Raw genomic sequence first — 12,650 nt, forward strand, 5'->3', positions numbered from 1 at the left:
TGTTTCCTCAATCCGCTAGAGGGATGATCGGCCTTTTTCTGTCGGCCGTCGGCTCAGCCTTGATGGACTCTTCGGCCGGACTCTCATTGATGATCTTTGCGCCCACCCATCGAGTCATATGCTGCTTCCATTGTGTAGTCCTGGGGGGGATCATGATCACGGCTGTCCATCGTTGCGCGTCCGTCCTCTGTGGAGCGACGTCCGAGTCCTGACATGGCGAACGAAACGTTGATCCATCGCTTCGGCGATGTCGCCGCCGCCTGTCCCGAGCACACCGCCGTCCTCGGCGAGACCCAGCAGCTCAGCTACGCCGAGCTGGCCGGCCTGGCCGGTGGGTACGCCGACGCGCTGGTGTCCGCCGGAGCCCGGCCGGGGGACCGTGTCGCGCTACTGACCGCGCACGGTGCCCGCACCATCGCCGCCATCCTCGGCGCGCTCGCCGCCGGGTGCGCCTACGTGCCGCTGGACCCGGGTTTCCCGCCGCGCCGACTGCGGCACATGCTCAACGCCGCCGACGTGCGCACCGTCCTCTGCGCGGCGGAGCACGAGGAGCTGGCCCGGCGCCTCGGCGTCGACCGCCCGGAACTGCGGCTGGTCGCGGTCGACGAGGTGCGCCCCGCCCCGCTGCGCCCCGTGCCGGTCGACCCCGACGCGTTGGCCTACGTGCTGTTCACCTCCGGCTCCACCGGCGTGCCGAAGGCGGTCGGGCAGACCCACCGCAACCTGCTGCACGTGGTGCGCAACCAGATCGACACCCTGGAGATCGGCCCCGCCGACCGGCTCAGCCTGCTCGCCTCGTTCAGTTTCGACGCGGCCATCCCCGACCTCTATCCGGCGCTGCTCACCGGCGCCGCCGTCATCCCGGTCGACCTGCGCCGGCACGGGCTGTCGCACGCCGTCGAGCAGCTCGTCCGGCACGGCGCCACCGTCTACCACTCGACCCCGACGGTCTACCGCTTCCTACTGGACACCCCGGGCGTCGAGCGGCTCGACCGGGTCCGCGTGGTGCTGCTCGGCGGTGAACAGGCCACCCACACCGACGCCGCCCGCGGCCGGGGTCGGTTCGCACCCGGTTGCGTGCTGGTCAACGGCTACGGCGCGACGGAGATGACCTTCGCGGCCCGCTACGCGCTGCCACTCGCCGAGGCCGACCCGGCCGCCACCGGCCCGCTGCCGATCGGCACCGCGCTCCCCGGCTACCAGCTGCGCCTGGCCGAGACCGGCGAGATCGTGGTACGCGGCGAGCACCTCGCCCCCGGCTACCTCGACCAGGACAGCGACCGGTTCGGCGTCGACCCGGACGGCGTGCCCGCGTACCGGACCGGGGACCTGGGCGAGCGGCTGCCCGGCGGCGAGCTGCGCTGCCTCGGCCGGCTCGACCGGCAGGTCAAGGTGCGCGGCTTCCGGGTCGAGCTGACCGAGATCGAGTCGCTGCTCGCCGCCGAGCCGGGGGTCGCCGCGGTCCGGGCGATCGCCCGCGACGGCGAACTGCTGGCCTACGTCCGGCCGGCCGGTGACCCGGTCGACCCGGCCGCCCTGCGCGCCGCCCTCGCCCGGCAGCTGCCCGACTACGCCCTGCCGCGCGCCGTCGTGCCGGTCGACGAGTTTCCCCTCACCGTCAGCGGCAAGGTCGACGAGCGGGCGTTGCCCGACCCGACCCGTCCGGTGCCGGCCGGGGCCCAGCCGGCGAGCCCGACCGAGCAGGCCGTGCACGACATCTGGTGCGCGGTCCTCGGCCGCGACGCCGTCGCCCGCACCGACAACTTCTTCGACATCGGCGGCCAGTCGCTGCTCCTCGGCCAGGTGCAGCAGCGCCTCGCCGAGCGGTTCGGGGTCCGCCTGCCGATGCTGCGGCTCTTCGGGCACCCCACGGTGGCCGCGCAGGCCCGGCTGCTCGACGAACCGTCGGCCACCGACCGGGCGCCCGCCCCCGCGCTCGCCGCGCCGCCCGCGCCCTCGGTGGCCGCCCGCGAGTACACCGGCGACGAGATCGCCGTCGTCGGCCTCGCCGGACGCTTCCCGGGCGCGCCCGACGTGGCGACCTTCTGGTGGAACCTCTGTGCCGGCGTCGACGCGATCCACGACCACACCGACGCGGAGTTGGCCGCGCTGGGCATCGGGCCCGGGCTGCGCGCCGACCCCCGACACGTACGGGCCGCCGGCCGGCTCGACGACGTTGCCGACTTCGACGCGGAGTTCTTCGCCTTCGGTGAGCAGGAGGCCGCCCGGACCGACCCGCAGCACCGGCTCTTCCTCGAGGCGGCCTGGGAGGCGCTGGAGGACGCCGGGCAGGACCCGACCCGCTTTCCGGGCCTGGTCGGGGTCTTCTCGGCCACCTCCGCGAACCGCTACTTCCTCTTCCACCTGATGGACAACCCGGCCGTGGTCGGCGACGTGGACCCGGACGACTGGGAGGCCCGGCTGATCGGCCGGCAGTTCACCGACCACCTGCCCGGGCAGGTGGCCTACCGGCTGGGGCTGACCGGGCCCGCGGTGGCCGTGCAGAGCGCCTGCTCCAGCTCACTGGTCGCGGTCTGCCTCGCCGCGCAGAGCCTGGCCGACTACCAGTGCGACATCGCCATCGCCGGCGGCGTCAACGTCACCTGGCCGCGCTACCGGCACACCCCCGGCGGCCTGGCCTCACCCGACGGACGCTGCCGCGCCTTCGACGAGGCGGCCAACGGCTCCGGCTTCGGCTCCGGAGTCGGCGTGGTCGCGCTGCGCCGGCTCGCCGAGGCGCAGGCCGACGGCGACCGGATCTACGCGATCCTGCCCGGCTGGGCGGTCACCAACGACGGCCCGGACCGGGCCGGCTTCGCCGTGCCCGGCCCGGACGGCCAGGCCGCCGCGGTCGCCGGTGCGCTCGCCGCCGCCGAGGTGCCCCCCGGTGAGGTCCGGTTCATCGAGGCGCACGGCAGCGGCACGCCGCTCGGCGACGCCATCGAGGTGGCCGCCCTGCACGAGGTCTACGCGGGCGGCCCGGCCGAGACCTGCGCCCTCGGCTCGGTGAAGACCAACATCGGGCACCTGGACGCCGGCGCCGGCATCGCCGGGCTGATCAAGGCGGTGCTCGCCGTGCAGCACGGGGTGATCCCGCCGAACCTGCACTACACCCGTGCGCACCCGGAGATCGACCTGGCCAGCGGCCCGTTCTACGTGCCCACCAAGGCCCGCGACTGGCCGGAGGCGCCGCGCCGGGTCGCCGGGGTCAGCTCCTTCGGGCTGGGCGGCACCAACGCGCACGTCGTGGTCGAGCAGCCGCCCCCGGTCGAGCCGGTCGACGGTCCGCAACCCACCGCGCACCTGCTGCCGGTCTCCGCGCGTACCCCGGCGGCGCTGCGGGACATGGTGACCCGGCTGCGGCAGCACCTGGCCGGCGCCGCACCGGCGTTGGCCGAGGTGGCCGCGACGCTGGCGCTCGGCCGGCGGGCGTTCGACTGCCGGGCCGCGGTGGTCGCCGCGGACCTGACCGGGGCGATCACCGCCCTGGACGACCTGCTGGCGACCGACGCCCGGGTGGCCGGGGAGCCGGCGGAGCTGCGCGAGCTGGCGGCCGCCTGGGTGGCCGGTCGGGACGTGGACTGGACGGCGTTGCACCCCGACGGCGCGGTACGCCGCACCAGCCTGCCCACCTACCCCTTCCAGCGCCAGCGGTACTGGATCGACCCTGCTCAGAAAGGCACGCGGTGAACTGGTTCGTCTCCGCCGGAGGCCGTGACCCGGCGCCCGTCCAGCTCTTCTGCCTGCCGTATGCCGGCGCTGGCGCCAGCGCGTTCCGTCGGTGGCAGGACGGGATCGGCGCGGGCGTCGACGTGCTGCCGGTGCAGCTGCCCGGCCGGGAGAACCGGATCACCGAGGACCCCCGGTTCCGGGTGGCCGACGTGGCGCGGGCCATCGCCGAGCGGGCCACCGGCCGGTACGCCATCTACGGCCACTCGATGGGCGGCCGGCTCGGCTTCGAGGTGGTCCGTGAGCTGCGCCGGGAGGGCTACCCGTTGCCGCTGCGGCTCTACGTCGGCGGCGCCCGCGCCCCGCACGTGACCGCGCCCAGCCTCTTCGACGGGCTCTCCACGGTGGACGACGACGAGCTGCTGCGCCGCCTCGGCGACGGAGGCGGGCTCCCCGCCGAGGTGCTTGAGCACCCCGAGCTGGTCGAGCTGCTGCTGCCGCTGCTGCGCGCCGACTTCGGACGGGTGGACAGCTATCGCTACGTGCCCGGCGAGCCGCTGCCGGTGCCGATCGTCGTGTTCAGCGGTCGGCGGGACCGGGCGGTGAGCCCCGAGCAGAGCGCGGCCTGGCGGGAGCACAGCGCGGCCGGCTTCGCCCTGCACGAGATCGACGGCGGGCACTTCTTCCTGGACGACGCGCTGCCCGAGCTGCTCACCGCGATCCGCGCCGACCTCACCGCCGCCCTGGCCGGCCACGGCCCCGCTCGCGGTGCGGCCATCGAGACCGGGGTGGCCGTCGGCAGTGGCCCGCCCGCCACCGCGGCGGCGAGTGTCGGCGCGCACCGGGTGCCGCTGGGCGACAGTGGCTGGTCGGTCTGGCGCGACGCGATCCTGCGTACCACCGGCTTCCCCGCCGACGGGCTCACCATGCTCTCCGCCCCACAGGCCTCGGCGGCCGCCGACGAGCTGCTGGCCACCGGCGCCGGCGTCGAGCAGTTCGACAAGGAGTTCGCCGAGGCGGTCGCCGCGACCGGCCGCCGGTTGACCGAGCTGGCCGGCGACCCGCTTCTGCGCGAGGCGGTGACCTGGCAGAACCGCAACGCCCTGGTCGCGCTGGACGGGCTGCGCCGGGGCGGCCCGGAGGCCCCACGCAACGTGCGCCGCCGCGACCGGGAACGTGCCCTGCTCAAGTACTGGCAGCGCTACTGCGGCAAGAACGAGACGGTCGGCTTCTTCGGCCCCAGCTGCTGGGCCACCCTCGACCCGAGCCGTCCGGGCACCGCCGAGATCCGCCCCGGCCCGGCGCTCACCCGCCGCCGTTGGGTGTGGTTCGAGTCATGGGCGCTGACCGCCTACGCCGATCGGATCGGGCAGGACCTCGCGGTGCGCGGCTGGTGGCCGCCGCGGCTCGCCCCGCAGCTGTGGCTGGTCGAGCGGGAGGTGCGCCGGCCTGGCCGGCCGCCGGTGCCGCTCTCCCCGGTCGAGGCGGCGCTGCTCGCCGCCGCCGACGGCGACCGCCCCGCCCGGGAGCTGGTGGCCGACCCGACGATCGGGCTGCGCCGCCCGGATGACGGGTACGCGCTGCTCGACCGGCTGGTCGAGCGGGAGCTGATCACCTGGGACGCGGCGCTGCCGGTCAGCCCCGCCGCCGAGGGGGTGCTGCGGGAGCGGATCGGGTCCATCGGCGACCCGGCCGCCCGGGACGCCGCCCGGGCCGGCTTCGACCAGCTCTGCGCGGCCCGGGACGCGGTCGCCGCCGCGGCCGGCGACCCGGACCGGCTCCGCGCCGCCCTGGACGCTCTGGACGTGACGTTCACCGCGCTGACCGGCCAGCCCCCGCGCCGCCGGGACGGCCAGATGTACGCGGGGCGGACGCTCTGCTACGAGGACACCAGCCGCGATCTCGACGTGGTCTTCGGCGCGCCACTGCTGGAGAGCGTCGCCGCCCCGCTCGGGGTGCTGCTCCAGGCCGCCCAGTGGCTGGCCGGCGCGCTCGAGCAGGCGTACGGGGCGGTGTTCCGGGAGCTCTACGACGAGCTGCGCGCCGAGGCCGGCGACGCCCCGGTGGCCCTGTCCGACCTCTGGTTCCTGACGCAGGGGCTGTTCTGGGGCGGCGGTGAGCGCCCGGTGGACGCGGTCGCCGCCGACTTCGCCGGCCGGTGGGCGGGGCTGTTCGGGCTGGACGCCCTGCCCGCCGGGACGACCGAGGTTCAGCTGCGGGTGGACGACCTCGCCGCCCGGGCCGCCGAGGCGTTCCCCAACGTCCGACCCGGCTGGACCAACGCCCGGCTGCACAGCCCGGACCTGCAGATCTGCGCCGCCGACGCGGACGCGCTGGCCCGCGGCGACTACACCGTCGTCCTCGGTGAGCTGCACGCCGCCTGGCCCTCCTTCGACTGCCAGGTCTTCACCCCGTCGCACCCGGACGTGGAGCGGCTGCGCGCCGCGCTCGCCGAGGACCTCGGCGAACGGCGGATCCGGCTGCTCTTCCCCACCGACTGGCCACGGCGCACCAGCCGGGTCGCCGAGGCGCTGATCGGCCCGACCGACCAGCAGCTGGCCTTCGCGCCGGCGCCCGGAGCCGACCCGCGGCGGGTGCTGCCCACGGTCGCGCTGACCGTGACCGACGAGGCGGGCCGGCTGCTGGTGACCGCGCCGGACGGGCAGCGCTGGCCGCTGACCGAGATCTTCGCCGGCCTGCTCGCCGCGCACGCCGTCGACGGGTTCAAGCTGGTCGCGGCGGCGCCGTACACCCCCCGGATCACCCTGGACCGGCTGGTCGTGGCGCGGCAGACCTGGCGTACCACGGTCGGCGGGTGCGGGCTGGGCGCGGTGACCGGGGAGCGGGAGCGGTTCCTGGCCGTGCGCGCCTGGCGTCGCCGGCTCGGCCTGCCCGAGTGGGTCTACGTCAAGCTCGGCACCGAGACCAAGCCGTGCTTCGTCGACCTGAGCAGCCCGGCGTTCGCCAACATGTTCTGCGCCATGGTGCGGGCCGCCCGCACCGACGGCGGCGACGACGCCTCGCTGGTGGTCAGCGAGATGCTGCCCACCCCGGACGACGCCTGGGTGCCCGACGCGGCAGGCCGGCGCTACTTCAGCGAGCTGCGGCTGCACATCGTGGCCGCCGACGAGCCGGAGGTGGCGCCCCGATGAGCCACCGCATTCCGCTCGGTGACACCGGCTGGTGGGTCTGGCGGGACGTCGTGCTGCGTACCGCCGGATTCCCGGCCGCAGGGTTGGCGGCGTTCGCCGCCCCGGACGCGGCGGCCGCCGCGGACGCGCTGCTCGCCGGCGACGGCAGCGGAGAGCTGTTCGACAAGGCGTTCCGGGCCGCCCTGCTCGACACCTCCGCGCAGGCCGACACGATCGCCGCGGATCCGCTGCTGCGCGAGGCGGTCACCTGGCAGAACCCGGACATGCTGGTCGCCCTGGACGGTCTGCTGCGCAGCGACCCGGCCGCGCGCAACTGGCGCCGGCGCAACCGGGAGTCCGCCCTGCTGCGGTACTGGCAGCGCTACTGCGGCAAGGCGGAGACCATCGGCTTCTTCGGGCCGGTCTGCTGGGCGAGCTTCGACCCCGACGACCCGGAGACCCGGCTGCGGGCGGGCCGTGGCCTGGTCGCCCGCCGGGAGGTCCACTTCGAGGCGTGGGCGCTGATCGCGTACGCCGACCGGCTCGCCGAGGACCCGGCCGTGCGCCGCTGGTGGGCGCCGGCGCTGCCCCCGCATCTGAGCGTCGCGGGTCGGCAGCTGCGCCGGCCGCTGCACCCGCCGACGGAACTCACCGTCGCCGAGGCGCGGTTGCTGTCGCACTGCGACGGGCGGACCCCGGCCGAGACAGTGGTGCGGCAGGCCCTCGCCGACGGCGACTCCGGGCTGCGCACCGAGGCCGATGGCTACCTGCTGCTCGACCGGCTGGTGCAGCGGGCGCTGCTGGCCTGGGACGCGGCCCTGCCGATCAGCCCACACGCCGAGCGGGTGCTGCGCGACCGGCTCGCCGCGATCGGCGACGCCGCCGTCCGCGCCGAGGTGACCGCCGGTTTCGACCGGCTCTGCGTGGCCCGCGACGCGGTGGCCGAGGCCGCCGGCGACCCGCAGCGGCTCGGCGTCGCGCTCGCCGCGCTCAACGCCGAGTTCACGGTGGTCACCGGCCGGCCGGCGACCCGGCAGGGCGGGCAGATGTACGTCGGCCGCACCGTGCTCTACGAGGAGACCGCGCGGGACCTGGAGGTCACCGTCGGGGCGGCGGTGCTGGACGCGCTCGCCGCGCCGCTGGCGATCGTGCTCCAGGCCGCCCGCTGGCTCACCGCCGAGATCGGCGACGCGATCCGGCGGCTCCTCGACGAGCTGCACGCCGAGCTGCGCGGCGACAGCCCGGTCCGGCTGGCCGACATCTGGTCGCTGGCGCAGGGGCTGCTGGTCACCCCGGACGGGCCGCTCGCCTCGGCCAGCGCGCAGTTCACCGCCCGCTGGGCCGAGCTGTTCGACCTCGACAGCGCCGGGCCGGGCCAGCCGGAGCTGCGGCTGCGCAGCGCCGAGCTGGCCGAGCGTGCGGCCACCCTCTTCGCGGCGTCCGGCCCCGGCTGGCCGTCGGCCCGGATCCACAGCCCCGACGTGCAGATCAGCGCCACCGACGTGGCGGCGATCAACCGGGGGGAGTTCCTGCTCGTCCTCGGTGAGCTGCACCCGGCGTACGCGCCGTTCGACGGGGTGGTCTTCGTTCCGTTCCACCCCGACCCGGCGGCGCTGCGCACCGGACTCGACGCCGATCTCGGGCCGGCCCGGGCCCGGGTGCTCTACCCGGCGGGCTTCCCCCGGATCACCACCCGGACCACCTACGCGTCCACCCGACCGGGCGACCGGCAGTTCGGCATCGACACCGCCCGCGGCGCCGACGTCGACAAGCTCGTCCCGGCCACCGAGGTGCGGGTCGAGCCGGACGGCGACGACCTCGCCGCGGTGCTGCCCGACGGCAGCCGGTGGCCGCTGGTGGAGATCTTCGCGCACCTGCTCGGCGCGCTGCTGCTGGACAGCTTCAAGCTGGTCGCGCCGGCCCCGCACACGCCGCGGATCACCATCGACCGGCTGGTGGTGGCCCGGCGCACCTGGCGGACCACGGTCGGGGAGAGCGGACTGGCCGGCGTCGCCGGCGACGCCCAGCGGTTCCTCGCGGCCCGCCGCTGGCGGCAGCGCCTCGGGCTGCCCGAGCGGGTCTTCGTGAAGGTCGGCACCGAGGTCAAGCCCTGCTACCTCGACCTGACCGCTCCGCTGCACGCCCAGTCGCTCTGCGCCATGGCCGACGCCGCCTCGAAGACCGGCCCGGACGTGTCCATGGTGGTCAGCGAGCTGCTGCCCGGGCCGGATGACGCCTGGGTGACCGACGCGCAAGGCCGCGGCTACGTCAGCGAGCTGCGCCTGCAGATCACCGATCCGATGAGCTACCGGGGAGAGAACGGGTGACCGACATCCTGTCCATCAGCGTGGTGCAGGGAGAGCCGCTGCCCTGGCCGGACGCGACGCTGGCCGAGCTGATCGTCGCGCAGGCCGCCCGTACGCCGGACGCGGTCGCGGTGCGCCAGTGGGACGCCCGACTCAGCTACCGGGAGCTGCTGGACCAGGCCGCCGGGGTGGCGGCCGCCCTGCGCGCGCGGGGCGTCGGGCGGCAGAGCCGCGTCGGGGTGTGCGGACACCGCCGGCCCGAGCTGGTCGCCACCGTGCTCGGCGTGCTGCTCGCCGGGGCCTGCTACGTGCCGCTGGAGCCGGGCGGCCCGCGTCGGCGGCTGCGGGAGATCGCCGCGGACGGGGACGTGTCCGTGGTGGTCGGCGACGCGGCCGAGGCCGAGTTCGCCGACGTGCCGGGCGTGACCGCGATCGGCCTGCCCGGACCGGCGCCGCTCGCGCCCTGCCCGGCCCGCCCCGGCGATCCCGCGTACGTGCTCTTCACCTCCGGGTCGACCGGCCGGCCCAAGGGGGTGCTCACCACCCACCGCAACGCCGTCGAGTTCGTTCACGGCGTGATCGCGCTCAGCGGCGCCGACGCCGGCGTACGCAGCCTCGGCATCGCCTCGCTCGGCTTCGACGCGGCCACCATGGACCTCTTCGTCCCGCTGCTGCTCGGCGGGGCGGTGCAGCTGCTCGGCGCGGACGACCGGGCCGACCCGGTCCGGCTCGCCCGGTTCATCGCCGCGCACGAGGTGAACTGGGGTTTCATCACCCCCACCGTGCTGGCCATGCTCGACCCGGCCGAGCTGCCCGAGTGGCGGGTGGTGCTCTGCGGCGGCGAGGCGGTGCCCGCCGAGCTGGCCGCCCGCTGGGCGCCCGGACGCACCTTTCTCAACGGCTACGGGCCGACCGAGACCACCGTGCTGGCGGTCAGCGGCCCGCTGACCGCCGCCGAGTCCGACCCGGTGCCGATCGGCGTGCCGCTGCCGAACCACCGGGCCTACGTGGTGGACGACGCGCTGCGCCCGGTGCCGCCGGGGGAGACCGGCGAACTGCTGATCGGCGGCCCCGGCCTCGCCGACGGCTACCTCAACCGGCCCGGCCTGACCGCCGAGCGGTTCGTCCCGGACCCGTACTCCGGACTGCCGGGCGAGCGGCTGTACCGCACCGGCGACCTGGTCCGGCTGGACCGGAACGGGCGGATCGTCTACCTCGGCCGGGCCGACCGGCAGGTGAAGATCCGGGGCCAGCGCATCGAGCTGGGCGAGGTGGAGGCGGTGCTCGCCGACCTGCCCGGCGTGGACCGGGTCGCCGTCGAGGCGGTTACCGGCCCGGCCGGCACCGAGCTGGTCGCCTTCCTCACCCCGGCCGACGCGCCCGACGACGAGCGGCTGCGGGCGTACGCCGGGCCCCGGCTGACCACCGCGATGCTGCCGGCGCGGGTGCTGCGCCTCGCCGAGCTGCCGGTCAGCCCGACCACCGGCAAGCTGGACCGCCCGGCGTTGCGCGCGCTGGACGCCGCGGACCGGCCCACCCCGGACGCGCCGGTGGACCCGGTGGCGGACGAGCCGGTCGACCGGGCGGTGGCCCGGATCTGGGCCCGGTTGCTCGGCGCGGCGCCCGAACCGCAGACCGACTTCCTCGCCGCCGGCGGCAACTCGATCGCGGCGATGCGACTGGTCGCCGCCCTCCGGGCCGAGCTGGGCCGGCACGTCGACACCCGGGACGTCTTCACCGGCCGGACGTTCGCCAACCTGGTCGACCGGGTCGCCGCCGCCGCGCCGACCGAGGCGGACGGTCTCAGCACCGGCAACCCGCCCACCCTCTCCCCGCCGCAGCGCCGGCTCTGGTTCGTCGACCAGCTCGCGCCGTCCAGCGCGCCGTACAACATCGCGGTGGCGCACCGCCTGCACGGCCCGCTGGACACCACCGCGCTCGGCGCGGCGCTGCGGGCGGTGGTCGAGCGGCACGACGTGCTGCGCTGGCGGATCCCGCAGACCGCCGGCGTGCCGTACGCGGTCCGCGAGGAGCCGACCGACGTGGCGGTGCCGGTGGTCGACCTGACCGACCGCGCCGACGCCGACGGCGAGCTGGCGGCGATGCTCGCCGCCGGCGCCGGGCACGCCTTCGACCTGGCCACGGGGCCGCCCTGGCAGGTGACCGTCTACCGGCTCGGCCCGGACGAGCACGTGTTGGCGGTCACCCTGCACCACGCGGTCTTCGACGGCTGGTCCGAGGCGGTCCTCTACGACGATCTCGCCGCCGCGTACGCCCAGGCGGTGGCCGGGCGGGTGCCGGCCCTGCCGGCGCTGAGCGCCACCTACGCGGACTACGCGGTGTGGCGGGCGGAGCGGGACCGGCGCCGCGGCGAGGCGGACCTGGCCTGGTGGACCGGGCACCTGTCGGGCGCGCCCACCGTGCTGGAGCTGCCCCGGGACCGTCCGCGGCCGGCGGAGCAGACCTACGCCGGTGCCGAGGCGGCGGTGCGGTTCACCGAGACGACCGACCGCGCGGTGCGTGAACTGGCCGAACGGCGCGCCACCACGGTCGCCGCGGTGCTGCTGGCAGGCTTCGGTGAACTGCTCGCCCGACTCACCGGCGGGGACGACCACGTGCTCGGCGCGATCGTCGCGGACCGCCGGCTCGCCGCCTTCGACGACGTGGTGGGCTTCTTCATCGACACCGTGCCGGTGCGGGTCCGCACCGGCGGGGCGAGCTTCACCGAGCTGGTCGACCGGTGCGCGGCAGAGCTGCACGAGGTGACCACCCATCCCGGCGCCCCGCTGGAGCGGATCGTCGAGGCGCTCGGTGTCGGCCGGGACACCTCCCGCGCGCCCCTCGTGCAGGTGCTGTTCAACGTGCTCAATTTCGTGCCGCCCCGACTGACGCTGACCGGGCTGGTCGGCGAGCCGGTCCCGGTGCCGAAGCCCGGTTCGCCCTTCGACATCACCGTCTACGTGGTGGAGCGGGCCGGCCGGATCGGCGTCGAGGTGGTGCACAACCCCGACCTGTTCGACGGCGAGCGGATCGAGGCGCTCCTGGACGACCTGGCGGCTCTGGTCGGCGCGCTCGCCGCCGACCCGGACGCGGCGGCCCGCGACGTCGCCGTCGAGCTGCCCCGGCCGACCGTCCGGGTGGCCCAGCTCGGCGCGATGACGGTGGCCGCCGCCGAAGCGCCGCGTACCGCCCTGCCCGCCGGCCCGGACGGGCTGACCGAGACCGAAGAGCTGATCGCCGGCATCTGGCGGGAGGTGCTGGAGCGGGACCGGGTCGGCGTCGCCGACAACTTCTTCGACATCGGCGGGCACTCCCTCGCCCTGGCCGCGGTGCACGCCCGGCTGACCGCCGCGACCGGCCGCTCCATCAAGATGCTCGACCTGTTCCGCCACCCCACGATCCGGGCGCTCGCCGCCAGCTTGGACGGCGCCGCCGACCGGCCGGAGCTGGCCCGCGCCGCCCTGCGGGCCGCCGCCCGCCGCAGTCGTACCCGCCGTAACCCACCCCGCCGCCCCGGCGGCAGCGCGCACTGAAGGACACCGTG

The 12,650-nt window shown here is 76.0% G+C and carries 4 protein-coding genes; all 4 read left to right on the top strand.

Annotated features, from left to right (window positions below; all coding sequences use genetic code 11):
• The first annotated feature begins 213 nt into the window (after positions 1-213).
• The 4 genes from AB0C04_RS30005 to AB0C04_RS30020 are packed head-to-tail and all read left to right on the top strand — an operon-like array spanning position 214 to position 12,639.
• The gene (locus AB0C04_RS30005) at positions 214-3,690 is read left to right on the top strand and encodes an AMP-binding protein (RefSeq protein WP_357061184.1); all 3,477 of its coding nucleotides are present in this window, start codon (positions 214-216) and stop codon (positions 3,688-3,690) included.
• Positions 3,687-6,821, top strand: coding sequence for a thioesterase domain-containing protein (locus AB0C04_RS30010; protein WP_357061186.1), 3,135 nt, complete (start codon positions 3,687-3,689; stop codon positions 6,819-6,821). Before AB0C04_RS30005 ends, AB0C04_RS30010 begins: the two co-directional genes overlap by 4 nt.
• A complete protein-coding gene (locus AB0C04_RS30015) occupies positions 6,818-9,127 on the top strand; it encodes a lantibiotic dehydratase (protein ID WP_357061189.1) in 2,310 nt (769 codons plus the stop codon). Before AB0C04_RS30010 ends, AB0C04_RS30015 begins: the two co-directional genes overlap by 4 nt.
• The gene (locus AB0C04_RS30020; RefSeq protein WP_357061191.1) at positions 9,124-12,639 is read left to right on the top strand and encodes an amino acid adenylation domain-containing protein; all 3,516 of its coding nucleotides are present in this window, start codon (positions 9,124-9,126) and stop codon (positions 12,637-12,639) included. Before AB0C04_RS30015 ends, AB0C04_RS30020 begins: the two co-directional genes overlap by 4 nt.
• The last annotated feature ends 11 nt before the right edge of the window (positions 12,640-12,650 follow it).

This window comes from Micromonospora sp. NPDC048909 (assembly GCF_040649635.1).
Taxonomy (GTDB): Bacteria; Actinomycetota; Actinomycetes; order Mycobacteriales; family Micromonosporaceae; genus Micromonospora.